The organism is Hippea alviniae EP5-r, from assembly GCF_000420385.1.
Taxonomy (GTDB): Bacteria; Campylobacterota_A; Desulfurellia; order Desulfurellales; family Hippeaceae; genus Hippea; species Hippea alviniae.
Genome location: NZ_ATUV01000001.1, coordinates 1 through 24285 on the forward strand (window position 1 = coordinate 1; position 24285 = coordinate 24285).

The 24285-nt window shown below is 38.0% G+C and carries 25 protein-coding genes, 3 tRNA genes and 2 rRNA genes; 16 read left to right on the forward strand and 14 right to left on the reverse strand.

Translation table 11 applies throughout. The annotated features are described in order from the left end of the window. The 3 genes from G415_RS0100005 to G415_RS0100015 all read left to right on the forward strand — a co-directional run. Positions 1 to 483, forward strand: a 23S ribosomal RNA gene (locus G415_RS0100005); the annotation flags it as partial. A gap of 39 nt (positions 484 to 522) precedes the next feature. Continuing rightward, positions 523 to 637, forward strand: a 5S ribosomal RNA gene (gene rrf, locus G415_RS0100010). A 58-nt stretch (positions 638 to 695) separates the two neighbouring features. Beyond that, positions 696 to 772, forward strand: a tRNA-Met gene (locus G415_RS0100015). A gap of 73 nt (positions 773 to 845) precedes the next feature. Here G415_RS0100015 and G415_RS0100020 read toward each other — a convergent pair. Then, the gene (locus G415_RS0100020; protein WP_022669522.1) at positions 846 to 2627 is read right to left on the reverse strand and encodes a FapA family protein; all 1782 of its coding nucleotides are present in this window, start codon (positions 2625 to 2627) and stop codon (positions 846 to 848) included. A gap of 109 nt (positions 2628 to 2736) precedes the next feature. Between G415_RS0100020 and G415_RS0100025 the strand changes: the two genes are divergently transcribed. The 8 genes from G415_RS0100025 (at position 2737) to G415_RS09230 (ending at position 7054) form a co-directional block, all read left to right on the forward strand. Next, positions 2737 to 2823 (forward strand) — tRNA-Leu (locus tag G415_RS0100025). 99 nt (positions 2824 to 2922) lie between these two features. Next, the gene (gene nadA, locus G415_RS0100030; protein ID WP_022669523.1) at positions 2923 to 3840 is read left to right on the forward strand and encodes a quinolinate synthase NadA; all 918 of its coding nucleotides are present in this window, start codon (positions 2923 to 2925) and stop codon (positions 3838 to 3840) included. Beyond that, positions 3840 to 4667: a carboxylating nicotinate-nucleotide diphosphorylase gene (gene nadC, locus G415_RS0100035; protein ID WP_022669524.1), complete on the forward strand. Its 828-nt coding sequence runs from the start codon at positions 3840 to 3842 to the stop codon at positions 4665 to 4667. Before nadA ends, nadC begins: the two co-directional genes overlap by 1 nt. 3 nt (positions 4668 to 4670) lie before the next feature. Continuing rightward, on the forward strand, positions 4671 to 5459 hold the full coding sequence (locus G415_RS09225; protein WP_022669525.1) for a nitrilase-related carbon-nitrogen hydrolase: 789 nt from the start codon (positions 4671 to 4673) through the stop codon (positions 5457 to 5459). Further along, positions 5456 to 6286 (forward strand): NAD+ synthase, encoded by an 831-nt coding sequence (locus G415_RS0100045; RefSeq protein WP_022669526.1) that lies wholly within the window; start codon positions 5456 to 5458, stop codon positions 6284 to 6286. Before G415_RS09225 ends, G415_RS0100045 begins: the two co-directional genes overlap by 4 nt. Before the next feature lie 45 nt (positions 6287 to 6331). Next, positions 6332 to 6408: transfer RNA gene (locus G415_RS0100050), tRNA-Arg, on the forward strand. A 106-nt stretch (positions 6409 to 6514) separates the two neighbouring features. Further along, on the forward strand, positions 6515 to 6709 hold the full coding sequence (locus G415_RS0100055) for a hypothetical protein (protein WP_022669527.1): 195 nt from the start codon (positions 6515 to 6517) through the stop codon (positions 6707 to 6709). Positions 6710 to 6718: 9 nt separating this feature from the next. Then, a complete protein-coding gene (locus G415_RS09230; protein WP_022669528.1) occupies positions 6719 to 7054 on the forward strand; it encodes an invertase in 336 nt (111 codons plus the stop codon). A 31-nt stretch (positions 7055 to 7085) separates the two neighbouring features. Here the strand turns inward: G415_RS09230 and G415_RS0100065 are convergent, their stop codons facing one another. After that, positions 7086 to 8750 (reverse strand): acyl CoA:acetate/3-ketoacid CoA transferase, encoded by a 1665-nt coding sequence (locus G415_RS0100065; RefSeq protein ID WP_022669529.1) that lies wholly within the window; start codon positions 8748 to 8750, stop codon positions 7086 to 7088. 467 nt (positions 8751 to 9217) lie between these two features. Here G415_RS0100065 and G415_RS0100070 point away from each other — a divergent pair, with 467 nt between their 5' ends. Genes G415_RS0100070 through G415_RS0100090 form a run of 5 tightly spaced genes read left to right on the forward strand, consistent with a single transcriptional unit; the run spans position 9218 to position 12681 of the window. Beyond that, positions 9218 to 9586 (forward strand): hypothetical protein, encoded by a 369-nt coding sequence (locus G415_RS0100070; RefSeq protein ID WP_022669530.1) that lies wholly within the window; start codon positions 9218 to 9220, stop codon positions 9584 to 9586. Beyond that, the gene (locus G415_RS0100075) at positions 9587 to 10021 is read left to right on the forward strand and encodes a radical SAM protein (protein ID WP_022669531.1); all 435 of its coding nucleotides are present in this window, start codon (positions 9587 to 9589) and stop codon (positions 10019 to 10021) included. Then, positions 9975 to 11207 carry a CoA-transferase gene (locus G415_RS10525; RefSeq protein ID WP_022669532.1) on the forward strand — a complete coding sequence of 411 codons (1233 nt, stop codon included), beginning with the start codon at positions 9975 to 9977 and terminating at the stop codon, positions 11205 to 11207. The genes G415_RS0100075 and G415_RS10525 overlap by 47 nt, the downstream gene beginning before the upstream one ends. A 12-nt stretch (positions 11208 to 11219) precedes the next feature. Further along, positions 11220 to 12293: a CoA-transferase subunit beta gene (locus G415_RS0100085; RefSeq protein WP_022669533.1), complete on the forward strand. Its 1074-nt coding sequence runs from the start codon at positions 11220 to 11222 to the stop codon at positions 12291 to 12293. Between the two features lie 58 nt (positions 12294 to 12351). Next, the gene (locus G415_RS0100090; RefSeq protein ID WP_022669534.1) at positions 12352 to 12681 is read left to right on the forward strand and encodes a YgiT-type zinc finger protein; all 330 of its coding nucleotides are present in this window, start codon (positions 12352 to 12354) and stop codon (positions 12679 to 12681) included. On the opposite strand, the gene G415_RS0100095 is transcribed toward G415_RS0100090, so the two are convergent. Genes G415_RS0100095 through G415_RS09245 form a run of 12 tightly spaced genes read right to left on the reverse strand, consistent with a single transcriptional unit; the run spans position 12678 to position 24194 of the window. Continuing rightward, entirely contained in the window at positions 12678 to 13460 is a 783-nt protein-coding gene (locus tag G415_RS0100095) for a nitrilase-related carbon-nitrogen hydrolase (protein WP_022669535.1), read from the reverse strand. The two genes, G415_RS0100090 and G415_RS0100095, sit on opposite strands and share 4 nt — an antisense overlap. 1 nt (position 13461) lies before the next feature. Further along, a complete protein-coding gene (recG, locus tag G415_RS09240; RefSeq protein WP_022669536.1) occupies positions 13462 to 15612 on the reverse strand; it encodes an ATP-dependent DNA helicase RecG in 2151 nt (716 codons plus the stop codon). Further along, positions 15612 to 16280, reverse strand: coding sequence for a nitroreductase (locus G415_RS0100105; RefSeq protein ID WP_022669537.1), 669 nt, complete (start codon positions 16278 to 16280; stop codon positions 15612 to 15614). Before G415_RS0100105 ends, recG begins: the two co-directional genes overlap by 1 nt. Next, complete coding sequence (locus tag G415_RS0100110; RefSeq protein WP_022669538.1) at positions 16225 to 16485, reverse strand: hypothetical protein; 261 nt, start codon at positions 16483 to 16485, stop codon at positions 16225 to 16227. Before G415_RS0100110 ends, G415_RS0100105 begins: the two co-directional genes overlap by 56 nt. A 10-nt stretch (positions 16486 to 16495) precedes the next feature. Then, on the reverse strand, positions 16496 to 17941 hold the full coding sequence (locus tag G415_RS0100115; RefSeq protein ID WP_022669539.1) for a menaquinone biosynthesis decarboxylase: 1446 nt from the start codon (positions 17939 to 17941) through the stop codon (positions 16496 to 16498). Further along, positions 17931 to 18863 carry a bifunctional riboflavin kinase/FAD synthetase gene (locus tag G415_RS0100120; RefSeq protein ID WP_022669540.1) on the reverse strand — a complete coding sequence of 311 codons (933 nt, stop codon included), beginning with the start codon at positions 18861 to 18863 and terminating at the stop codon, positions 17931 to 17933. The genes G415_RS0100115 and G415_RS0100120 overlap by 11 nt, the downstream gene beginning before the upstream one ends. Further along, on the reverse strand, positions 18860 to 19951 hold the full coding sequence (gene ychF, locus G415_RS0100125) for a redox-regulated ATPase YchF (protein ID WP_022669541.1): 1092 nt from the start codon (positions 19949 to 19951) through the stop codon (positions 18860 to 18862). The genes G415_RS0100120 and ychF overlap by 4 nt, the downstream gene beginning before the upstream one ends. A 9-nt stretch (positions 19952 to 19960) precedes the next feature. After that, a complete protein-coding gene (prfA, locus tag G415_RS0100130) occupies positions 19961 to 21025 on the reverse strand; it encodes a peptide chain release factor 1 (RefSeq protein ID WP_022669542.1) in 1065 nt (354 codons plus the stop codon). Beyond that, positions 21018 to 22004 carry a hypothetical protein gene (locus G415_RS0100135; protein WP_022669543.1) on the reverse strand — a complete coding sequence of 329 codons (987 nt, stop codon included), beginning with the start codon at positions 22002 to 22004 and terminating at the stop codon, positions 21018 to 21020. Before G415_RS0100135 ends, prfA begins: the two co-directional genes overlap by 8 nt. Before the next feature lie 20 nt (positions 22005 to 22024). Continuing rightward, complete coding sequence (locus G415_RS0100140) at positions 22025 to 22540, reverse strand: phosphoribosyltransferase (protein WP_022669544.1); 516 nt, start codon at positions 22538 to 22540, stop codon at positions 22025 to 22027. 1 nt (position 22541) lies between these two features. After that, a complete protein-coding gene (amrS, locus tag G415_RS0100145) occupies positions 22542 to 23558 on the reverse strand; it encodes an AmmeMemoRadiSam system radical SAM enzyme (RefSeq protein ID WP_022669545.1) in 1017 nt (338 codons plus the stop codon). 9 nt (positions 23559 to 23567) lie between these two features. Then, on the reverse strand, positions 23568 to 24194 hold the full coding sequence (locus G415_RS09245) for a site-2 protease family protein (RefSeq protein WP_022669546.1): 627 nt from the start codon (positions 24192 to 24194) through the stop codon (positions 23568 to 23570). Positions 24195 to 24285 lie beyond the last annotated feature (91 nt).

Below are 24285 nucleotides of genomic sequence, written 5' to 3' on the forward strand. Positions count from 1 at the left end.
CTCAACGGATAAAAGGTACTCCGGGGATAACAGGCTGATACCGCCCAAGAGTTCACATCGACGGCGGTGTTTGGCACCTCGATGTCGGCTCATCTCATCCTGGGGCTGGAGCAGGTCCCAAGGGTTCGGCTGTTCGCCGATTAAAGAGGTACGCGAGCTGGGTTCAGAACGTCGTGAGACAGTTCGGTCCTTATCTGCCGTGGGCGTAGGAGGCTTGAGGGGAGCTGTCCCTAGTACGAGAGGACCGGGACGGACGCACCTCTGGTGTATCGGTTGTGGCACCAGCCGCAGGCGCCGAGTAGCTATGTGCGGAAGGGATAACCGCTGAAAGCATCTAAGCGGGAAGCCCACCCCAAGATTAGGCCTCCCTGAGCCATTAGGCTCCTAAAGGTCCCTTGGAGACTACGAGGTTGATAGGCGGGAGGTGGAAGCGCAGCAATGCGTGGAGCTGACCCGTACTAATAGACCGTGAGGCTTAGGCTCATTTCCACATTCTTTAATGGTTAGGTGCTAAGTTTTCCCCCTGGTGAGGATAGCATGCAGGGAAACACCCGTTCCCATTCCGAACACGGCAGTTAAGCCTGCATGCGCCGATGGTACTGCGGGAGAGCCCGTGGGAGAGTAGGTATTGCCAGGGGGGATTAAAAAAATAATCTTGCCTTTTTCTATTTTTTCTCTTATCATTTCTATGGTGTGGCGGCGTAGCTCAGTTGGTTAGAGCATGCGGCTCATATCCGCAGTGTCCGGGGTTCGAGTCCCTGCGCCGCTACCATTTCTTTCTTTTTTTGTTAATCTTGTAGTATAATAGGTTAAAATTGAATCTGTTGGGAATAAAAAAGGAAGTTTTACTCTGAGTGATCTTCGATGATTATTTCTTCTTTTCCTTGTATCTCTCTTACATATATTTTTACACCGTTGTAATCTTTGTCTAAAACCCTTTTTAGGTTGTCATCGAATATTATTATATTGTTGGCTGGTATTTTTTTATCGATAATAATATGTCCTTCTTTATAGCTATTTCTTAATTTTTCCATTTCTTTTTGAATGGATATAAGCTCTTCTTGGACGCTTTTAAATGATTCTTCTTGTTTCTTGAACTCGTTTTGTAATTCTTTGAATCTTTTTACTGCGACAAGTAGAGAATTAGGTACTTCCTTTTTTGCTTCCTTTAGTTTTTGAATTGTTTTTAAGATAGCTTCATATTTGGGTTTTTCGTTTTCTACTCTTCCACGTAGTGTTATATATTTTTTCTCTTCTCCTTTTAAAATTGTTTTCATATATTTTTCTTTTACCAATAATTCTTTGTATTGTTCTTTTATCCATGGCAATTCTAATGGTTTTATTGCTATTATATTATCTCCGCCTTCTATATTATTTATTATGATGCTATCTTTTGATGTTGTTATGCATGAGGACATGAGTGTATCTTTTATCTCGACTTTAGGTGAAAATATTTTGGTTGCCACAGCCTTGTTTATTATTACATTGTTTCTTGCTGTTAGATGAGCATGTTCTGATAAGTCGATTTCTATCTCATCTGCTTCAACAGTTCCACGACATATGGCTATTTTTGCTTTTTTTGCTTTTATGAAAGCTTCTTGATGAACGCTACCCCTTATTTCTACCTCTTCTGCTATAATTTTCGCTTTTGGTCCTACATCCCCGTTTACAATAACTTTCTTACCTTTTACTTCCATACCTGCTGCTATAGTATCTTCAACTCCATCGCTTATGCCAAGTCCAATTTCTAATTCAACATCTCCATCAGCGTTTAAGTTTCCTGTTGTTTTTATATCAACTTTGTCGATAGCAACGGTTGTATCTATGTCATATATACCGTTTTTAAAGATTATTACACCATCTTTATTGGCTATTAGTTTTATAATCCTTCCTTCTTCTATCTTTTTTATGGCTGATTCGTTGAACTTTATTTCATCTAAATCATCAATCATTATGCCTACATCTTGGACGATAATGTTTCCAAAGACATCGTACCCTTCTTCACCCTGAGTTGGTTTGTAAAACTCTATTAAAAGCTGGCCCTTTTTTACAGGAACAAGAAAATTTTTGTTTTTATAATCTATTTTTCCGTTTTCCTTAATGGTTCCCGCGGCTTTGTATCTATCGAAGTGAAAAATTAGTTTGCTGTTTTCCCCTCTTATGGGTTTTTTACCTTCGGCTATAAGTATTCTAAAGGGTTTGAATTCGGGAGATAGTCTCTTTTTTATTTCTTTTGCTATTTTTTGTAATAATTTTTCTTTAACACCATACACTATTTTATTTAAAGCTAAAACCTTTCTAACTGTTTCTATAATCTCTTCGTCGCTTATGTCTAAAGGGTTTTTAAGAATCGTTGGGTCAACGGCTATGTAGGCTTTCTGCGGATGCTCGTCGGAGTCTGTCTCAACACTTAGGAGTTTGAAGAGTTTACTTTTGTTGTCGTTTATGAATATTTTAAGTTTGTATATCTTTTTTATGTTTCCTATATTATCTTTCTTTTCATTCTCTTGTAGTATTTCAAAATCGAGCAGTTTTTTGGGGACACCCAAGACTGTGGCTGCTTCTTCGAGCGTTTCTTCGATATTATCAGTTTCTCTTTCTATAAATTCAAATCCTTCGTTTCCCATTACAGGCTCCCTTTTTTATTTGTATCTCTATCTATAGCAAAAATTTTACCACTCTATCAAGTAAAAATATTGACAGTTTATTTTGAATAGATATAATCGCAGATGTTTGGCCGGGGTGGTGAAACTGGTAGACGCGCTGGACTCAAAATCCAGTGGGGGAAACCCCGTGCGGGTTCGAGTCCCGCCCCCGGCACCATCTCTTAATTTAATCCCGTGAATTATAAATTATTGTTAGTGCTTGATTTTATCCTCCTCTTTTAATATCCTTTTCTAACATAAAAAGCGGGGGAGAAGGATGGAGAAAAGTGCTCTAAAGGAAGAGATTTTAAGGTTAAAAAAAGAAAAAAACGCAGTAATTTTAGCTCACTATTATCAAATAGACGATATTCAGGAGATAGCAGATATAAGAGGTGACTCTTTAGCATTGGCAATAGAAGCTTCGAAAATAGACTGTGATATTATTGTATTCTGTGGTGTTAGATTTATGGCAGAGACAGCCAAGGTTGTGTCTCCAAATAAAAAGGTTCTTCTGCCCGTTGAAAATGCTGGTTGCCCATTGGCTGATATGGCAACAAAAGATGCAGTTCTAAAGAGAAAAGAAGAGCTTGGCGATGTGGCCGTTGTCTCTTATGTTAATACCAATGTTGATGTTAAAACCGTCTCTGATTACTGTTGCACTTCTGCTAATGCTGTCAATGTTGTTAGACAGATTAAAGAGAAAAGGGTTCTATTTGTTCCTGATAGAAATTTGGGTGAATATGTTAGGGAACAGGTAAAGGAAAAAGAAGTTTACTTGTGGGATGGTTTCTGTCCGACACATGAAGAGTTTAGTTTGGATGCCTTAATGAGAGCAAAGAGAGAGCATCCTTCTGCTAAAGTGGCTGTTCATCCGGAATCTCCAAAAGCTATAAGGGATACAGCCGATTTTATCGGTTCAACTTCTGGAATTATCTCGTATGTTGAGAAAACCGATGCAGATGAGTTTATAATAGGCACAGAAGAAGGTATATTGTTTGAACTTAAAAAGAGGAGTCCTGCCAAGAGATTTTATATAATCGGTGGGAGTTCTGTATGTTCAAATATGAAAAAAATTGCGCTTGAAGATTTATATAACTCTTTGAAGCTTGAGAATTATGAAATTATACTTGACGATGAGACTATTCAGAAGGCAAAAGAGCCAATTCAAAAGATGATGCAGATAAAGAGAAACTGATGAACCCAATATTTTTAAAGAAGCTGTTTGAACTATATCTGCTTGAAGATGCATTTTTTGAAGATATAACAACAGAGAGTATATTTGAAGGCAAAAGGCAGAAGGCGATTATTAGGGCAAAAGAAGATTTTGTTCTTGCAGGTTCTGTTTTTCTCTCATATATATTTAAGCTTACGGGATATGATTTTGATATAAAATTGTTTGTTGAAGATGGTAAAAGGGTTAAAAAAGGTGATGTTATAGCTGAGATTGTCTCAGCTGACAGAGCTATTCTCTATGTTGAAAGGGTCTGTTTAAATCTACTGCAGCGCTTAAGCGGTATAGCAACAAAGACGAGAAGATTTGTTGAACTTATTGAGCCCTTTAAAGCGAAAATAGTTGATACGAGAAAAACCACTCCAGGTATGAGGTATTTTGAGAAGTATGCTGTTAAGGTTGGTGGTGGAATAAACCATAGGATGGGTTTGTTTGATGCCGTTTTAATAAAGGATAACCACATAAAAGCAGCTGGCGGAATAAAGAGTGCGATAGAGAGAGTAAAAAAACATGTCTCTTTTACTGCTAAAATTGAAGTTGAGTGTGCTGATTTGGAGATGGTAAAGGATGCATTTAAATATGGAGCTGATATAATAATGTTAGATAATATGAGTCTAAATGAAATGAGAGAAGCTGTGGATTTGTGCAAAGGTAGAGTGCTTTTGGAAGCAAGTGGCAATATAAATGAGAGTAATATAGTTGATGTTGCAAAGACGGGAGTTGATTTTATCTCAAGTGGCTCTATAGTTCATCATGCCTGTTGGGTTGATATAAATATGAAGTTGGAGTGAGTGATGAGAATAGCTATAGCTCAGATTGATACGATTTTAGGTGATGTTGAGAAGAATCTCTCAAAGATTGAACATTACACGGATAAGGCTATAGAAGAGAAGTGTGATTTGATTGTTTTTCCAGAGCTTGCTTTGACGGGCTATGGATTAAGGGATTTGGTCTATTCTGTGTCTGTTAATGTTGAAGACAGCCTGTTTGAGTCTTTGAAAGAAAAAAGCGGTTTTATAGATATATCGTTTGGTTTTGCTCAGAAAGAGAGTGGCTACTTTTACAATAGTGCGGTTTATTTATCAGAAAGCAATGTATTAACTGTTCATAAAAAGAAATATCTACCAGATTATGGTATGTTTGAAGAAGAGCGATACTTTGCACCTGGTGATTCCATAGAAACATTCAAAACGAAGTTCGGCAATACGACGATGCTTATCTGTGAAGATGCCTTTCACATATCTGCTCATTATGAAGCGTTTAAAAATGAGACGGATTTTATGATAGTGCTTTCGGCGAGCCCATTCTGGTCTGATTCTGAGAGTATGAAGTGGGAGATGTGGGAAAATACATGTAAAACTTCCGCTCAGCTTAATGGTTATTTTGTTGCTTTTGTAAATAGAGTTGGTTTTGAAGATGGCGTTGGTTTTTTTGGTAAATCTTTTTTGGTTAGCCCTTTTGGAAATGTAATTAAAGAAGCTTCTCTGTTTAAAGAAGAGATGTTGCTTGTGGAGATAGATTTGAAGGATATTGAAAGAGCAAGGATAAAGATGCCAATAAAAAAGAATGAGGCGTTAAGATGAGTTTACTTGGTAAACTAAAGATTGATTGCGAAGTTATATCAAGGTATTTGATAGAGTTTGTCAGACAAGAAGTATTAAAGACGGGATTGAAAAAGGCTATTATAGGCTTATCGGGCGGTATTGATTCGACGGTTGTGGCATATATTGCAAAAGAAGCATTGGGTAAGGAGAATGTTTACGGTATATTGATGCCTTACAAACTCTCTTCAAAGGAGAGCGTTGAAGATGCTTTGAAGGTTGTTGAAGATACAGGTATAAATCATAAGATTTTTGAAATAACAGAGCCTGCAGATGCGTATTTAAATAAATTCGATGGAGTGGACAATCTAAGAAGAGGTAATGTTCTTGCAAGGCTCAGAATGATAACGCTGTTTGACCACTCGTCTTTATATGGTGGGCTTGTGGTTGGGACAAGCAATAAAACAGAGCTTCTGCTTGGGTATGGCACATGGTATGGTGATATGGCATCAAGTCTAAATCCAATAGGTGATGTGTATAAAAATCAGATTTATCAGCTTGCAAGATACTTCGATGTGCCAAAGAGTATAATAGAAAAGAAGCCGTCGGCTGATTTGTGGGTTGGTCAAAGCGATGAAGATGAGCTTGGTTTCTCTTACGATGATGCGGATGTAATTCTTTATCATTTATATGATTTGCATTATAGGATTGAAGATGTTGTTGAACTCGGATTTTCTCATCAGCTTGTTGAAGGTATAGCAGAAAGGGTTAAGAGAAACCAATTTAAACGCTTGCCGCCTATAATAGCTAAAATAAGCAAAAGAACGATAAATATAGACTTTAGATACCTAAGGGATTGGGGATTGTAAACTCTTTGACTTGCGCTCTTTTATCTGTAAAAATGTAAGTGTAATGCGCCCGTAGCTCAACTGGATAGAGCATCGGACTTCGGATTCGAGGGTTGCGGGTTCGAATCCTGCCGGGCGCACCATTCTTGTTAAATTTATCGGTTTAGATATGTTTAGAAGTATAATTTGAATTAAATGATGGTTAAATGTATAATAAAATATGGATTAACCTAAAGTAGAGGTGTAAAGATGAGTCAACTTCACACATACAAAGTTCTGGCGCTGGTTATTTACAGAAACGAAAAAAAGCTTGTTACCACCAATATTGTAAGGGCTAAGGATAAGAAAGATGCAAAAAAACAGATTGAAAAGAAGTATCTTAGATTACCAGATGCAAGTGAAGTTATAATAAACGAAGAAATTGATATAATTCAATTAGTGTAGGAGGGTTTTATGGGAAAGATTTACGGGTATATACAATATGATTCAGAGTCTGATAGAGTGCTCCAAAAAGCAGCTATAGATAAGTTTGTTAAGGATAAATATAAAGAAATGTCTACTGAGATTGAGTATTTAGAAGAAGAAGTTAAGCCATATATAAGCTGGAAAAATAGAAAGCTTGGCAAAGAACTTCTCCCTAAGCTTGAAAAGGGAGATGTGGTAGTTGTTTCTGAATCTAAAAGACTTGGTAGTTCGTCTCCAGAGATAGACCTTTTTCTTATGTATGCAACAGATAAAGGAGCCGAGGTTTATGAGGCAAGACTAAATACGAAAATTTCAGGTTACTAAAATTAAGAAGGGGGCAAAAGCCCCCTATTTTTTAAAGCATTCCACCTTCTTTGAGAATGCTGTCGATGTACTCTTTAAGTGGAGCCATATCCTGATAGAAGAGAACTTCTGGCATTGTCTCAACATTGTCTGGAACTTCAGGCTTGAACTCCATCTTTGCCAAGATGTCTTTTTCGATATCAACACCTGGTGCAACTTCTTTGAGCCTTAGTCCGTTTTCGGTTAGCTCAAATACTGCTCTCTCTGTTATGTATAGTATATGTTTGCCGTTCTTTACAGCCTGTGGACCAGAGAATACTATTTTTACTATTTCATTGTTGAATTTCATGATGTTTCCATCGGATTTGATAATGAGTTTACCGTTGTCTGCGTCGATGTCTATGCCTTTTCCTGCTGTGAAACCACCAGCGAAGAATGTTCTTGGAGAACCAGCAGAGATTACTGGGAATCCACCAGGACCAGATACCCTTACAGGGCTGTAGGATGGGTTGACATTACCTTTCGGGTCTATCTGCATGAAACCTAAGGATGCAAAGTCGATAATACCACCTTCATAGTTTGTGAACATATCGGGCATTGGAATTATTGCGTTTGGAGAGATGGCAACACCGAAGTCCTGTCCAACAAGAGCAATACCGCCAACAGGACCCGGCTCAACTGTCAATGCCAAGAAATCGCTATATCCAAACTCACCTGCAAGCCAAGATACGAAAACTGGGATTCCAATACCCAGGTTTCCAAAGAGCGGTTTCTTGAGCTGAGCAACAAGTCTCATTGTTTCAATAAGAACTCTTCCTGCTGCAATTCTGTCTCTTATCTTGTCTGGAGTTGGGAGCAAGCTCTCGAGTTCTTTAGTTTTTTGAGCTTTTACAGTTCCCGCAAGTCTTGGGTCAACTACATAGCTTCCAGATACTCTGTGATATTTATCAGCATCAGGAGCAACTACAACATAATCTATCAATGGAGCTGGAACAACAACATCTCTTGTTGGGATTGTGTCTTTTCTTGCTACGTATTTTACCTGAACAATTGTTTTTCCTGGATTTGGCTGGGCTTTTGCAGCTTGAGCCATATTGAGAACTGTGCCATAGAATCCTTCTTCTTCCATTGAAACATTACCATCTGTATCGGCCGTTGTTCCTCTTATCAAAGTTACATCTGGTGTTGGAGCTTTGTATAGTAGCCACTCTTCTCCGTCTATCTCAAGCAACTCAACTTTGCATGTTTTTTTCTCTTTTGCTAATTCGTTAGAAGCGCCACCGTCTATTCTTGGGTCTAAGAATGTTCCAAGACCGACCTTTGTTATGAGACCAGGTCTTCCGCTTGCAATTTCTCTAAACCAGTAAGATGTTGTTCCAATGGCATAGGAGTAGACTTCAATTCTGTTTTCAAGAGTCATTTTCATCAAAGCTGGAGACCATCCTATGAATGGCATTAAAACGCCTCTAATAAAGTTCTGGTTTTTGTCTTCATACAACTCTGCGAAAACCTTGTCCAATCCTCTGTCTGGGACTGCTGGCAGTGTGTCAGAAATAATGAAGAGATTATTTGGGTGACCAGTTTCCTTGTACATTTCGAAAAGCTCTAAAATCAGATACTCTGGTGAAGTTGTTAGGTTAAATCCGGAGATGGCAACTACATCTCCATCTTTAATGACACTTAAAGCTTCCCTTGCGTCAACTACTTTGTTTCTCATCTACAACCTCCTAAAAAGTTATTTAACTTTACCTAACTAAAATATAAAAAATTATTTCTAAAAAGTCAACAATTAAGATACTTTTTTGATGTGAGTTAAGTTTTTGTCGGAAAAAAGGTAAAAATAAGTGTCTTAAAGTTGCCATATAGTTGCTACTTAATTTTTGTAGAAAAATTATTTTTCTCAAAGGGTTAAAGTAGTAGTTTTAAAGATATATTTTTTTAACTTTTCTGGGTTTTTAATAGTGAAATATCTGTCTAAGTTGAAGCTTTTGGCTGGAAAAATAAAAATTAGTTAATATTAAAAATCAATCAAACGGCGATATTATACTTTGTCGACAGTAAAAATCAAGAAAAAAAGTATAGAAAAGTTAATTAATTAATTAAAAAATTGCTTGACATTTAATACAAACTGTATTAAAATGCAACTGACAATTAGAAAAATTATAGAAAAAGGAGGTGAGAAGGGTGATAGCGTATCCTAAGGCGTTTAGAGAACGGCTAACCAAAAAGCAAGAAGTTGTTGAGCAACAAAAGGAAAGTAAGGAAAGCCTGGAAGTGTGGAAGGCTTTAACCAGTGAAGTGTGGGAGCTTGCCATGTCCAACTACTATTTTGAGACTTGGATGTGGCAGTTTAAGAAAGTCCCAGCAGCTATAACCAGACTGAATAAGCTTGTTTCTCAGCTTAAAGAGAAGGATACAGCAGACATTATGGAAAATGAGTTGAGAATGAAGCTTGATTACATCAGAAACGCAAAAGAGATGCTTGAGTTTACAGAGAACAAGATTGAAGACACATTGAGAACTTTGTGGGCAAAAAGAAGGGAGCTTGAGTAAATGAGTGGCGATTTTAGTGTTTTGCCTGGTCGCATAATTGGTGGTGGTGAGCTTATCACATTTGAAGAGATTAGAGAAAAAGTTAGGAGGCTGGGCAGAGTCGTAAAAACTGGTGGTTCGAGTTTTAGACTTATTCCCTTCAACGAGAGTGGGAAAGATGTTTTAGATTTTGATGATATGTATCCAACCGTTTATTTTAACATGGATTATTCTGTTGATTTTTACATTACAGGCTTGAAGTATGAGCGAGTTATAGAATTCATAGAAAGGTTGAGTGATGTTTTGGGTGTGCCCATCGAATATGCTGAGATGGGCAATGAGACTGAAACTGACCCGGAAGAAGAGTTAAAAAGATTAGAAAAATTTTTAGAAGAATTTGGAGGGCATTATGGCAGAGGAAAGAGCCAAAGTAATGTCAGTTCAGGAAATCGTTAAAAGATTTATTAAGCCCAAAAGGGCTTGGTGCGTAGGTGGTTTTGGATACACAAGGACAAATGTTTCCATTCCAAGAGAAGTTATTAGACAAAATATTCAGGATTTGTATGTTCAGACGAATGCTGGTGCTACACCTATCATGATGATGGGTGGTGCAGGTCAGTTGGCGTGGGTTGAGATGACCTATTTGGGTCTTGAGACAATTCAGCCTGTTTCTTATGAAGTAAGAAAGGGCCTTGAGGATGGTCAGATTGAAGCTGTTATGGATCATACGAACTACTCTTGGGCATTAAGAACAATTGCTGGTAAATACGGTATGCAATTTGTTTCTGGAATGAATGAGCTTGGTTCGGACCTTCTTGAGTATGACACATTTGGAGAAGCTGGTCTTAGAGGTAAGGATGAAAACGGTCTTTGGATTCATCCGGATATACCACCAAAGAGACATGCAATAATTGAAGACCCGTTTGACGCTTGGGGTTTAAGACCGCACCAGTATGATCCTAACAATAAATACAGCCCAGGCGATGAGCCTGAGCCGACAATGAACAAGACAGCAGCAATCGAAGACGGTATATATTATGAAGCTTTGAGGAAAAGAGTCAACAAATATACAGGCAAAAAAGGACCTATAGCAATACTCTATCCACCAGCAATTCCTTATGTAACAACAACACATGTTCAGAGGGTTGGTGAGAAGGGAACGGCAAGAATTGAAGGATTGCTTGTTCCTGATGTTGAGCAATCTATCTCTGCAAAATACTTAGTAATCTCTGCAGAGAAGATTGTTCCTGAAGAAGAGCTAAGATTTAGGCCATCCCAAAACCATATACCATTTACGCATGTCGATGCTATTTTGGAAGCTCCTTGGGGCTGCTATCCAACAGGTTCGACATATTACTATGACTATGACTGGATGTGGTGGATGTTCTATATCAAGGCTAATAGAGCATCTGCTACAAATGATGGAAAGAAAGCATTGGCTGAGTATTGGCATAATATAGTGGGTAAAGATGAATGGGATTTCTTGGAGAATAAGGTTGGAACAGATTACTTCAAGTTTGGAAATATTGAAGCTAAATACACATGTCCGAGCGGTGCTACAGGATTTAAGAGGCTTTATGAGTTAAGGGCAGATGCTAAGTATGGTTATAAACCTGATTTGTATAGACCTATTGGAAAGTAATGGGAGGTTAACATGGTAGAGGTACCAGTAAAAATATCAAGTGTTGATGAAATTATAGAATTAGTAAAAGGGTTCAAATCTGGAATCTCAGATGCTGAATACGAAGCATACTGCAAAGAGTATGACCTTCCACCCGATGAGTTTACAACAATTGAGCTTCTTGCTATCGCAGGTTCTACCATGATTCCTTATGGTGCTTCTATGTTTGTTGGAACAGGTTTGCCTGTTCTTACAATGGCTGAAGCCCAGCATACAATTAACCCTGCTGCGATAACGGTTATGGAAGCTGGAATGCTTGACCCTAAATTTGAACATGTTCCAATATCTGTTGCTGATATTCGTGGAACATATATGTCTTCAACAGCTCTTTCGATGGCTGATGCATTTGGAACATATGAGCAGCGCGGTTATGTTACTGGTGGTGTTTTAGGTGGTGCGGAGTATGACGAGTATGGAAATATAAACTCCACGGCCATTTGGGATAAGGAGAAACTCGGAAGAGATGGGTATTGGCCATCCATTATAAAGAAGGGCGAGAGAAGTCAGAAAGAAAGAGAAAATGATGTAAAACTTGGACCTGCTGTTAGATTTACAGGTTCTGGTGGTGCTAACCCTATAGGTCAGCAGTCTGACTTTACGCTTGCAATCATGGTTCAGGAGAAGAGAAGATTTCCACCGCATGTATGTTATTTGACGACAATGGCTGCAGCAAGGGGTCCAGAAGGTGAGACAAGATGGGATTATGGTGCACCGAGAGGTGGCAAGGGTTTAATGACTTCCGATATTTGTGTTCTTGAGAACTATCCAGAAGATGGCACCTATGATATGAGATTGAGAAGTGTTCATCCAGGTGTTAGTTTGAAGGATGTTATTGAGAATGTCGGTTGGGAGCTTAAAGATAGAAGTGGTAAGATTCTCAAACCAACTGATGATGTTCCAGAAACACCTTCTCCAACAATTGAACAGCTCAAAGTCTTGAGAATGATTGTTGACCCGACAAGGATTTATCTAAGCAGAAAGACATTGAGAGAAGTTGAATACGAGAAAGAGCACGGTAAGCCTTGGAGAGTTAAAGTAAAGGGTTAAAATTATATTATAAAAGGGAGAGCTTCGGCTCTCCCACTTTTTAAGGAGGTGTTCTAAGGTGAGATGTAAATTCTGCGGCAGAGAGATGATAAAGGTTGTTACTCCTTTTAGAAGACCCGTAAAAGGCGAAATGTTGGAAGTTAAGGATATAGAAGTTTACAGATGTCCAGGTTGTGGTGCTACATTTTTCCCGAATGAGACAATAAAACATGTAGGAAGAAAGACAGGCGAAAGGTTGCTCAAGGTTGCAAAAGAGCGCGGCAGAATAAGGGATGAGAAAGAGCATCTAAGAAAAATGAGAGAAAAAGCTATGAAAGATATCGAAGATGCCATAAGGAATGGAGAGATAAAGAAAAGGGAAGATGCTCCGTTTAAGATTTTTACCTAAGTATACAGCTCCCTGAAAATTTTAGAATCAACAAGGGATGGGAGCTGTTCTCTTATTTTTTTGACTTCATCTATATTTAAATCAGCGGTAAATATACCTTCGGATTTTTGTGCTGTTGTAAGGATTTCCCCCCAGCCGTTGAATATTGTTGAGTATCCTGCAAGTTTCCACTTTCCACTCATGCCTACACCGTTGGAGGTTAGCAAAAATAACTGATTCTCAATGGCTCTGGCTTTTGTTAAAGTGTTCCAATGCTCTAATCTCGTTTCTGGCCAGATAGCTGGATGCAGATAAACAACTGCACCATTTAGAGCTGCTTTTCTGAAAAACTCTGGAAATCTCAACTCATAACAGATGCTGACGCCTATGGTTGTATTATCGATTATGAAGGTGTTTTTCTGTTTAAAACCGCCGTTTCTGAAGTATTTATCTTCTCCTGTTGAGCCAAATAGCATGGTTTTTCTGTATTCAAATATAATTTTGCCGTCTTTTATGGCATAAAATATATTAAAAACTTTATCGCTCTCTTTATCATCAACAACATAACTGCCACATATACAGATGTCGTTTGAGATTGCTTTTATCTCTTTTAATATCTCAGGTGTTGTTTTTGACAACTCCTTTAGTTTTTTAAATAGAAAGCCTGTCGTCCAGACTTCTGGCAGAAGGATAAGTTCGCATTTTTCGTCTTTTGCCTGTTTTATTAGCTCTATACCTTTTGAGAAGTTTTTATCAACATCTCCTGCTATTACCTGCATTTGTCCAACTGCAACTCTCATCTTACACCACCTTTATGTAATTTAATCTCTCTTCCCATTTATACCTTAACATTTTAATCAATCCTTCATTTAATGGGTAGTTTTTTTCTATTAAGAACTCAACATCCCTTTTTACCTTTTTTATCAGTTCTATGTCCTTCAGAATATCCGTATATACAAGGTCTCTTCCGTGTTGTCTTGTGCCGAGAATCTCGCCTGTTCCACGCAGTTTAAGGTCTAATTTTGCTATCTCAAAGCCGTCGTTTGTTTTTAGTATAGCATCGATGCGTTTTTGGGCGTTTTCTGATAGATTTTCATCCGTTATAAATATTGCAAAGCTCTCAAGGTTGCTTCTGCCTATACGCCCCCTTAACTGATGAAGTTGGGCAAGGCCAAAGCGTTCAGCATTTTCTATAATTATAACCGTTGCGTTAGGTGAATCTATACCCACTTCTATTACCGTCGTGCTCACAAGACAGTCTATTTTGCCATTTTTGAATTGATTTATTATCTCTTCCTTCTGTTGTGGTGGAAGTTTTCCATGCAGAAGTGCTATTCTTGTTCCCTTTAGATAGCCATCTTTTAGCTCGTTAAACAGCTCTTCTGCTGCTTTTAGCTCTTCAAAATGTTCGCTCTCTTCAATTAACGGTGCTATCACATAAACCTGATGGGATTTTTTTATCTCTTCGATTGCTATTTTATACGCCTTTTCTCTGTCTCTTTTGAAGAAATGCAGGTTTTTTATCTCTCTTCTGCCTGCTGGTTTCTCTCTTATCGTTGATAGCTCACCGTTTGAGTATAAAATCATTGAGAGTGTTCGTGGTATGGGTGTTGCACTCATTATCAATGTATGTGGGAATGTTCCTTTGTTTGATAGGTTTTTTCTCTGCTCGACACCAAATCTATGTTGCTCATCTATTACTATAAAACCCAAGTTTTTAAACTCAACTTCATCTTGAATTAATGCATGGGTTCCAACAATACAGTCTATCTTGCCATCTTTTAGTCTGTTGTATATCTCTTTTTTGTTTTTTGTATGACTCAAAAGTATCTCAACCGAAAAGCCGTATTTTTCGTAAAGTTTTTTTGCCTGCTGAAAGAATTGGGTTGCCAATGGTTGTGTCGGTGTCATGATTGCTATTTGATAGCCATTTTTTAAGGCTGCAAGTCCGCTTATCAAAGCCACAATGGTTTTGCCGCATCCAACATCGCCCTGAAGCAGTCTCAACATGGGCTTATCTTTTGCTAAGTCGGAGAGTATCTCATTTGTCGCCTTTTTCTGGTCTTTTGTTAATTCAAACGGTAAGTTCTCTTCTATCTGTTTTAAAAAGTTTTTATCGACATTTATTGTGAGTGCTTTCTGTGTTTTTACTCTTTTTTTCTGAAGCTCTAAAGCAAGAATGAGAAAGAAGAGTTCTTCGTATTTAAATCTGTGAACTATCCCTTCTGTTTCACCTTCTGTATGCAGCTTTTTGTAAAACTCGTTTAACATTACAATCCTGTTTTTCAAAATGATATTGTAAGGCAAATACTCAAAAGGCTCTTTTGGTGCAGACTGAAGGGCTTTTTCTATAATGTTTTGAAGGTTTGAGTTTCTTATGCCTATGGAAGGATAGACAACCTTTATTGACTCTTTGAAGTTTTCTTCTTTTTCGATGTGTGGATGGTGAAACTGTTTTATAAAGCCATCTATCTGAAGTTTACCAGAACAGACGACAATATCTCCAAGCTTTATGGAAGAGAGCATCTTTTTCAAATATGGCGTTAAATTGAACCAGAAGCACCTGATATGCAAGCCGTTTGAATTTAGAATTACAGTAAATACCCTTTTTCTGCTCTCTTTTGATAAAACCGCGCCCTTTATTGCGCAAAATCTTGAATATTTTATCTCTTTTGGGTTTACAAGAGAGTAGTTTTCAACTCTCAGCGGTTTTAGGTTTAAAAGGTCATAAATTGTAAGTATTTCTTTCTCTTTGAGCTTTTTTAAAGTTGGTTTGCTTAAGGAGAGCGTTTCTATGTCGCTTAAAAGCCAATCTGCTGCCTTTGAGCTTTTTATTATGCTCTCTTCTTTTTTTGCAAGTTTCTTTATGTTTTGCCTGTCATGATTGAATAGGGCTTCAAATAGCTTGCTTTCTAACTTTCCAAGAACGGCTAAGGCAGTTTCTTTCTCCATTACTCAAAGAATGTGGTAAATTTTTCAACTTCGTCTCTTGGCATTCTCAGTTTATTTATGTGTGCTTCATTGTCTGGATAGCCCAAAGCCAATCCCATAACTATGATTTTATCTTCATCTATCTGTAGAGTTTCCCTTATTATGTCTGGATACATTGCAATCGATGTTTGTGGGCATGTGGCAAGGCCAAACTCCAAAGCAGTCAACATTATGGATTGAGCGAATATGCCTATGTCTAAAAGTGCAGCAGCGCCAATACCTTTGTATGTCATGAGGATAAGCTCAACGGGTGCATCAAAGAATTTAAAGTTTTGAAGTATATGTTCAAGCAGCTTCTCTTTGTCCTTTTTTGGGTCTATATTTTTATGCTCGAATATGAGCCTGTTGCAGGTGTTGTGTCTCTCTTTTAGTTTTGGTGGTAGGTTTTTTGTGTAATGCTCATAATCGAAGCGTCTCTCTTGTCTGTCTATTACTGCTTTCGAAAGTTTTTCTGCAAGCTCTTCTTTCTTTTTGCCCATTACGACTGCAACTTCCCACGGCTGAATATTGTGCCCACTTGGAGAAAATCTCACTATGTCGAGGATTTTGTAAATAACATCTTTGCTTACAGGTTTATTTAGATAAGCTCTTGTTGAGAATCTCTGTTTTATGGCTTCTGATATATTCATATTTCCCTCCGAAATTATTTTTACTATTTATGATAGCCATCTTTTCCATGGCCTTTAAATAAACCCTGTTGTTCGGTGTAATTGTACTTGTTTGTGGGTCGTAGAAGAGAATCTCTTTTGGTGTCTCTTTAAACCAGTCAACCAGAAAGCTTATCTCTTCTTCTCTATCGATAAATTCATCATTTCTAAAGGTTTTGATAAGCATTGGATGCTCCTTATCTGTGTATATACTTCTTAAGCAGCTTTTCCATTTTCTCTATTACATCTCTTTTCATCTCTATATCATCTGGCCAATCTCTTTCAAACCCTTCACCCTTCCACTTTTTTGTTGCGTCTATACCCATTTTTGAGCCGAAGAACGGCAGGTTTGAAGCATGCTCAAGCACATCTAATGGGCCTTTTGTGAAGATTATGTCTCTTTGCGGATCTATGTTGTTGCCTAATCGCCAAATAACTTCACTTAAATCCTGAACATTCACATGTTTATCAAAGATAACAATGATTTTGGTTAGACTCATCATGCCAAGCCCCCAGAGTGCGTTTATCACTTTGAAGGCATGTCCGGGAAATTGTTTATCTATGGAAACGAAGGCAAAGTTATGAAATATACCTTCAACGGGCAAGTTTATGTCAACAATTTCGGGTAATATCTTTTTTATTATCGGCAAAAACAGTCTCTCTGTTGCTTTTCCTAAGAAGCAGTCTTCCATAGGTGGTTTGCCCACAATTGTTGCAGGATAGATTGCATCTTTTCTCATTGTTATACGCTGAACATGAAAGACAGGATAATAGTCAGCCAAAGAGTAATATCCTGTATGGTCGCCAAAAGGCCCTTCTAAATGAAGTGGCTCGTTTGGGTCAACATAGCCTTCTAAAATTATCTCAGCTTCAGCCGGCACCAAGATATCAGACAGGGTTGCCTTTGTAAGTTTTACAGGTTTTCTTCTTAAGAAGGATGCAAATAGCATTTCATCTATGTCTTCAGGCAGCGGAGCCGTTGCAGTGTAAATCGTTATCGGATCTGCGCCTATAGCTACACAAACCGGCATCTTTTTGTTCTTTTGTTTATACCACCTGTAATGATGAGCGCCATCTTTATGTATATGCCAGTGCATTCCTGTTGTATCCTTGCCAAATATCTGCATTCTATACATGCCGCAGTTCTGTTTGCCTGTTATTGGATTTTTCGTGAATACAAGCGGCAGAGTTATAAATCTTCCGCCATCTTCTGGCCAGGTTTTTAAAACAGGCAGTATGCTTAGGTCAACATCGTCTATTATTACTTCCTGAGATGGTGCGTTTTTTACTATCTGTGGTATAAACTTGCTAAACTCTTTTAGTTTCATTATGTTTCTTAGCTTGTCCCAAAAGTTGTAAGGCACTTCGGCATTTACAAGCTCTTCAACCCTTTTGCTTAAATCGTCTAAACTTTCAACATTTAGGGCAAACTCAGTTCTTTTTCTTGTGCCAAACAGATTCATTGCAACAGGTATCTTTGAACCTATCGGGTTTTTAAACAGAACGGCAGGGCCTTCAGACTTCACAAGCCTATCTGCGATATATCCCATCTCATAAATAGGGTCAACCTTCTCTTTGATAACAATCAATTCTTTTCTCTTCTTTAATGCATCAATGTATTCATGTAAATTTTCAAAAACCATCTTCTTCACCTAAAACCGATTTTATTATTTTTATATCTTCTTTTATCTGTTTTAAAAGGTCGTCTATTCTTTTGAATCTTCTCTCTTCTCTTATAAACTTTACAAACTCTATTCTTATCTTTTTACCGTAAATATTGCCAGAAAAGTCGAATATGTGGGCTTCTATATGTTTGATTTTTCCTTTAAAGGTTGGATTTATACCAACATTTACAGCAGCTTTGTGTTTTTTTGAATCTATATAGACAAATGTTGCATAGACGCCATTTGGCAGCATTATATCGTTGTGTGGATATATGTTTGCTGTTGGAAAGCCAAGACTTGTGCCACGCCTATCACCTTCCTTTACTATACCAGAGATTGAGTATCTTCTGCCCAAGAACAGGTTTGCTCTCTCTATCTCGCCGTTTCTTAAAAATTCCCTAATTTTGGTTGAACTGACAATGATGCCATCTATCTTTACAGGCGGGATTACGATGGCTTCGAAATTGTATTTTGCAGCAAGCTCTTTTAAGAGTTTTGTGTTTCCTTTACCTTCCTTGCCGAATGTGTAATCATGTCCAACACAAACGCCGCAAACATTTAAATTTTTTATCAGTATATCTCTTACAAAGGATTCTGGTTGCATATCTGCAAACTCTTTACTGAAACGAGCACAGATAATCGTCTCTATGCCTAAGCTTTCAACAATTTTTGCCTTCTCTTTGAATGTTTGTATGAGAAATGGCTCGTTTAAATTTTTTATAATCTTTATCGGGTGTGGATAGAATGTAAAAAGAGATGGCGTTGCATTTAGCTTTTCTGCCAATTTTATCGTCTGTTTTATAAGCTGCTGATGTCCCTTGTGTATGCCGTCGAAGTTGCCAAGCGCAACGACAGTTCTTTCTATATTACACGGTTTGTAAATATCTCTGATTATTCTCATACATTAAACCTGAAATAGACCACATCTCCATCCTGCATGATATAATCCTTACCTTCAAGGTGCATTAGTCCTTGTTCCTTTGCCTGCTTCTCACCACCGGCTTTGATATAGTCTTCGTATTTTATGATTTCTGCCCTAATAAAGCCACGCTCAATATCTGAATGAATTGTGCCAGCTGCTTCTTTTGCCGTTGTGCCTTCTTTTATTGTCCAGCCACGAACTTCCTTTTCTCCTGCTGTGAAGAATGTTATTAAGCCCAGCATCTTATATCCAACCTTTGCAAGTCTATCAAGGCCAGACTCTTTAAGTCCCAACATCTCCATAAACTCTTTTTTCTCATCATCGTTTAGCCTGCTTATCTCTTCTTCTATCTTGCTTGAGAGAACAATGACGGGAGCATTCTCGTTTTTTGCTATCTCTTCAACAACTCTTGAATACTCGTTGCCGTTTATCTCTTCTTCTGAGACATTGGCAACATAAATCACGGGTTTTGCGCTTAAAAGTCTTAACTCTTTTATCAACTCTTTCTCTTTATCTGTTAGCTTAACATTTCTCAGCGGCTTGCCTTCTTCAAGCAGGTTTTTAAATCTTTTTAAAATTTCAAGCTCTTCTTTTGCTTTTTTGTCGCCACTTTTTGCAATTTTGACTGTTTTGTTTTCTCTATTTTCTAAGGTTTGCAAATCTGCAAGCATCAATTCTGTGTCAATTATCTCTATATCCCTTTTTGGGTCAACTTCACCGAGCGAGTGAACGATATCTTCATCGTCAAAGCATCTGACGACATGAACAATCACCTGAACATCCCTTATGTGCGATAGAAATTTATTGCCAAGCCCTGCACCCTGACTTGCACCTTTAACAAGGCCTGCTATATCAACAAACTCAACAACAGGTGGTGTTATCTTTTTTGGTTTTACAAGCTTTGCAAGTTTGTATAAACGCTCATCCTTTACTTCTGCTATGCCAACATTTGGGTCTATTGTGCAGAATGGAAAGTTTGAGCTTTCGGCATTTCCTTTGCTTAATGCATTGAATGTTGTTGATTTACCAACATTTGGTAGTCCAACTATTCCACACTTGAATCCCATTTTGTCTCCTTACATACCGCTCTCTTTTAGTTTTCTTGCCTGTTCGTCAACAATTAGAGCTTCTATTAACTCATCCAGCTCGCCTTCCATAATGCTATCCAATTTGTAAAGTGTCAAGTTTATCCTGTGGTCTGTAACTCTGCCCTGCGGGAAGTTGTATGTTCTTATGCGTTCTGACCTATCACCCGAACCGATTTGGCTTCTTCTCTGTTGAGCTATCTCTTCTTCCTTTTGCCGTCTGTAAAAATCATAGAGTCTTGATTTTAGGATTTTCATTGCTTTCTCTTTGTTTTTAAGCTGAGATTTCTCATCCTGACAACTTACAACAATACCTGTTGGCAAATGCGTAATTCTGACAGCCGAATCTGTCGTATTTACATGCTGTCCGCCATGTCCACTTGCTCTAAACACATCTATTCTTAAATCTTCTGGTTTTATTTCAACATCTATATCTTCTGCTTCTGGTAAGACTGCAACTGTTGCTGCAGATGTGTGTATTCTGCCTTGAGATTCTGTTATAGGAATTCTTTGAACCCTATGTGTGCCACTTTCATGCTTAAATAGGGAATAAGCGCCTTTGCCCTTTATCTCTGCAACTATCTCCTTTATTCCGCCTGTGTCTGATAGGCTTTTGCTCAAAACTTCAACCTTAAAGCCCTTCTTTTCGGCAAATCTTGAATACATTCTAAATAAATCAGCTGCAAACAGTGCTGCTTCTTCTCCGCCTGTTCCCGCTCTGATTTCTAAAATAACATCCTTTTCGTCTGCTTCATCCTTTGGCAGAAGTAAAAGTTTTATCTCTTTTTCTAACTCTGGCAGTCTCTCTTTTAATGTTTTTAGCTCTTCTTTTGCCAACTCTTTTAGCTCTTCATCTTCAAGCAGCTCTTCGTTTTCTTCTATCTGTTTTAAAAGCTCGTTGTACTCTTTTGCCTTCTCAACGATTGGTGTTAACTTTTTTAGCTCGCCGCTTAAATTTTTATATTTTTCCATGTCGTTTATTATGTTTGGGTCTGAAAGCTGTGCTTCTATCTGGCTGTATTTCTCTTCTATCTCTTTGAGCTTTTCTTTAAGCATTGTTCCCTCCGATTCGGAATTGGCTTAGTTTTTCATCGCTTATTGGCTGAGTGTCTATTATAAATCTTCTCTCACCTTCAAAAACGAGATTTTTTGCCTTTTTTGAGTATCTTTTTAGAATGGCTGCAGCGGTTAAAATTGTATCCATGTGCGGTTCTTTTAGGAATAATCCGACAGCGCATGGTGCATCGATGCAGCGTATCTTTGGCAAGTCTTTAAACTCTTCTAAAAACAGTTTCGATTCCATCTCGTTTCTTGAGACGATAAACTTTAAGCCATAAATCCTAAAATGTCTGCCAAATTTTATCAATTTTATAGCGTTTTCGTCATATATCTCATCTCTGTTTAGCATCTCCTTGATTTTTAGACTGAACTGTGGGTCTGTTAAGAGACAGCCGCCGGCTGGTGTTTCAAAGTTTTTTATACCCAGTTCTTCTGCCAATTCAAACTGGGATTTTCTTGACCTTCCCTGAATACAGAAGAGTTTTTCTCTGTTTATTAAGCCTTCCTTTTCCATCAATGTTTCTGGCAGGCATTTGGCAGAGAGTGGCCTTAAAACAAGGTCTTTTAGCTCTGCTTCCTTTTCTATTAGTCTTAGAATTGAATAAGACTTTTGACTCATTGGCCTTTGACCTAACACTTCACCTGTTATGATAAATGTTGCGCTGACTTCTTCTGCAAACTCTTTGGCTTTCTTGTAAAAGAAGATTTTGCAGTCTATACAGGGATTTAGATTTTTACCGTATCCGTATTTTGGTTTTTTTAGCATCTCTATGTATGCATCTCTATCTTCAACAGTGTTTAAATTAAGACCAAATGGTTTTAGCTGCTCTTTGAGTTTTTTTTCATCTTTTGGATAAAATGGCGTTTTTACAAACAGTGGAAATACTTCAAAACCGAGATTTTTTATCAGCAGTGTGGATAGTAAGCTATCAAGACCACCAGAGTATAGACTTATGCATCTTTTGTTTAACTTCATATCTTTCTGTGCTTGTTTGTTTAAGATTCGCCCATTATGTAAATTGAAGGCAGCTCTCTATACTGTTCGTTGTAATCCATTCCGAATCCAACGATGAAGCCTTCGTCTAAATCAAATAGGTAATAGTCTGGCTGTATCTCTTCTTCTCTGCGTTCGTGTTTGTTGACGGCAACGCAGATTTTACAATCCTCTGCTCCGTTTTTTAGCATAAATTCTTTGACTCTCTTTATTGTTCTGCCTGTATCGAGAATATCGTCAACAATTATGCAGGTTTTACCCTTTAAATCGACAGATGGTTTTTTGAGCCACTCTATATTGCCTGTGCTTTGGGTGCCTGCATAGCTTTTTACCCTAATGCTGTCTAAAATCGGCTTACTCTTCATCTTGCTTAGTAGTTTTTCAAAAAAAGGTTTGCCACCCTTTTCAATGTAAAGCATTACTGTTTTGTTCTCTTTGCCTTCAATCTCTTTGTCTAATTTTTTTGCTAACTCTTCGGTTCTTCTGTCTATCTCTTTCTCTTCAAACAACAGCTTCACTTTAGCTCTCCACAATGTCTATTTTTTCGCCACACTTTGGGCATTTTCCGTCTTTTATAGAGTTTGATACAACTTCAAAGCCGTATCGTGCTATTAGAAGAGCGCCACAGTTCGGGCAGTATGTATGCTCGCCTTCATCTGCTCCTATGTTGCCCACATAGACATATTTTAAACCCATTGATAGGCCGATTTGTCTGACATTTTTAACAACACTTATGGGAGTTGGCTCGACATTGTCAAACTGATAAGCTGGATGGAATCTGCTGACATGCCAAGGGATGGCAGGGTCTATGCTTTTTATATGCTCTGCTATCTGCATAAGCTCTGCCGGGTCATCATTCGCATTAGGGATGATTAGCGTTGTTACTTCAACCCAGATGCCTTTTGATTTCATGTATTCGATGGAATCAAGCACATGTTTAACTCTTGCTCCGCCACATATCTGCAGATAAAAAGCGTCAGAGAACGATTTTAGGTCCACATTTGCAGCATCAATCAAACCATCCATCATGTCAATTGCTTCTTTTGTCATATAGCCGTTCGTTACAAAGATGTTTTTTAAGCCCTTATCTTTTGCTATTCTTGCAGTATCGATGGCATATTCGAAAAAAACCGTTGGTTCTGTGTATGTGTATGCTATCGATTTGCAGCCTGTTCTTAATGCATCTTCAACAACCTTTTCTGGTGGATAATCATCGCCAACAATCTTGCCTTCGTATATTTTTGGGTACATACTTATTTGCCAATTTTGGCAGTATAAGCATCTAAAGTTGCATCCAACTGTTGCAATGGAGTATGAGAGTGTTCCGGGCAAAAAGTGATAGAGTGGTTTTTTCTCTATTGGGTCAACGGCTTTTGCCACTGTTTTGCCATAGACGAGTGAATAAAGTGTGCCGTCAATATTCTTTCTTACATCACATACACCGACTTTGTCTTCGTTTATCTTGCACCTGAAAGCACAGAGATTACATTGAACCTTTTTATCTTCAAGTTTCTCATACAGATAGGCTTCTTTCATTTTTTTACCTCACAAGAGAAGGTTAGCTAAAGGGTTTACGATTGCATAAAAGATGAAATCAAACACGCCAAGAAACAGAAGTCCAATAACTATATAGATGCCGTATGGCTCTATCTTTTCAAAATTGTAAGCCCATTTTGGCGGCAAAAAGGCTGCCAATATCCTACCACCGTCAAGCGGCAGAATAGGTATCAAGTTAAAGAATGCAAATAGTAAATTGAGTTGAACACCGTATATGCCTGTAAGTATGAGTGGTTGCGCTATTGCTGGTGGGATGGGCAAGAATACCGCTATTTTGTATATAGCAGCAAACAGAATTGCAAGGATTATATTTGCAGAAGGGCCTGCTGCTGCAACAATGGCTGAGTCTCTTTTTGGGTTTCTCAAAGCAAAGAAGTTTACAGGCACAGGCTTTGCCCAGCCAAATAGAATTGGTGAGTGTGTTATGATTAAAATCAGTGGCAGGATAATTGTGCCGAATAGGTCTATGTGTGCAATTGGGTTTAGGGTTAATCTTCCGGCGAACTTTGCCGTATTATCGCCGAGTTTATATGCTACATAACCATGACTTACTTCATGAAACACAACAGCCGTCAAAAATGGTATGACCATCAAAAAAATCTGCGGGTTGATCATTTTGTTTTTACCTCCCTGCAAAAGAATGCCTTAAAGAGCACAAAAAGTCAAGGTTTTAAAAAATAAATTCTTGACCTTTATAATGTTTTGT

Excerpts from the sequence above, each read along its gene's own strand:
- G415_RS0100020 (WP_022669522.1), bottom strand. The coding sequence starts at position 2,627 with ATGGGAAACGAAGGATTTGAATTTATAGAAAGAGAAACTGATAATATC.
- G415_RS0100075 (WP_022669531.1), top strand. The coding sequence starts at position 9,587 with ATGAGTGGCGATTTTAGTGTTTTGCCTGGTCGCATAATTGGTGGTGGT.
- prfA (WP_022669542.1), bottom strand. The coding sequence starts at position 21,025 with ATGCTTAAAGAAAAGCTCAAAGAGATAGAAGAGAAATACAGCCAGATA.
- G415_RS09225 (WP_022669525.1), top strand. The coding sequence starts at position 4,671 with ATGAGAATAGCTATAGCTCAGATTGATACGATTTTAGGTGATGTTGAG.
- G415_RS0100105 (WP_022669537.1), bottom strand. The coding sequence starts at position 16,280 with ATGAATATATCAGAAGCCATAAAACAGAGATTCTCAACAAGAGCTTAT.
- G415_RS09245 (WP_022669546.1), bottom strand. The coding sequence starts at position 24,194 with ATGATCAACCCGCAGATTTTTTTGATGGTCATACCATTTTTGACGGCT.
- G415_RS0100120 (WP_022669540.1), bottom strand. The coding sequence starts at position 18,863 with ATGAGAATAATCAGAGATATTTACAAACCGTGTAATATAGAAAGAACT.
- G415_RS09230 (WP_022669528.1), top strand. The coding sequence starts at position 6,719 with ATGGGAAAGATTTACGGGTATATACAATATGATTCAGAGTCTGATAGA.
- nadC (WP_022669524.1), top strand. The coding sequence starts at position 3,840 with ATGAACCCAATATTTTTAAAGAAGCTGTTTGAACTATATCTGCTTGAA.
- ychF (WP_022669541.1), bottom strand. The coding sequence starts at position 19,951 with ATGGGATTCAAGTGTGGAATAGTTGGACTACCAAATGTTGGTAAATCA.
- G415_RS10525 (WP_022669532.1), top strand. The coding sequence starts at position 9,975 with ATGGCAGAGGAAAGAGCCAAAGTAATGTCAGTTCAGGAAATCGTTAAA.
- G415_RS0100095 (WP_022669535.1), bottom strand. The coding sequence starts at position 13,460 with ATGAGAGTTGCAGTTGGACAAATGCAGGTAATAGCAGGAGATGTTGAT.
- G415_RS0100135 (WP_022669543.1), bottom strand. The coding sequence starts at position 22,004 with ATGAAGTTAAACAAAAGATGCATAAGTCTATACTCTGGTGGTCTTGAT.
- G415_RS0100045 (WP_022669526.1), top strand. The coding sequence starts at position 5,456 with ATGAGTTTACTTGGTAAACTAAAGATTGATTGCGAAGTTATATCAAGG.
- G415_RS0100110 (WP_022669538.1), bottom strand. The coding sequence starts at position 16,485 with ATGCTTATCAAAACCTTTAGAAATGATGAATTTATCGATAGAGAAGAA.
- recG (WP_022669536.1), bottom strand. The coding sequence starts at position 15,612 with ATGGAGAAAGAAACTGCCTTAGCCGTTCTTGGAAAGTTAGAAAGCAAG.
- G415_RS0100115 (WP_022669539.1), bottom strand. The coding sequence starts at position 17,941 with ATGGTTTTTGAAAATTTACATGAATACATTGATGCATTAAAGAAGAGA.
- amrS (WP_022669545.1), bottom strand. The coding sequence starts at position 23,558 with ATGAAAGAAGCCTATCTGTATGAGAAACTTGAAGATAAAAAGGTTCAA.
- nadA (WP_022669523.1), top strand. The coding sequence starts at position 2,923 with ATGGAGAAAAGTGCTCTAAAGGAAGAGATTTTAAGGTTAAAAAAAGAA.
- G415_RS0100055 (WP_022669527.1), top strand. The coding sequence starts at position 6,515 with ATGAGTCAACTTCACACATACAAAGTTCTGGCGCTGGTTATTTACAGA.
- G415_RS0100065 (WP_022669529.1), bottom strand. The coding sequence starts at position 8,750 with ATGAGAAACAAAGTAGTTGACGCAAGGGAAGCTTTAAGTGTCATTAAA.
- G415_RS0100085 (WP_022669533.1), top strand. The coding sequence starts at position 11,220 with ATGGTAGAGGTACCAGTAAAAATATCAAGTGTTGATGAAATTATAGAA.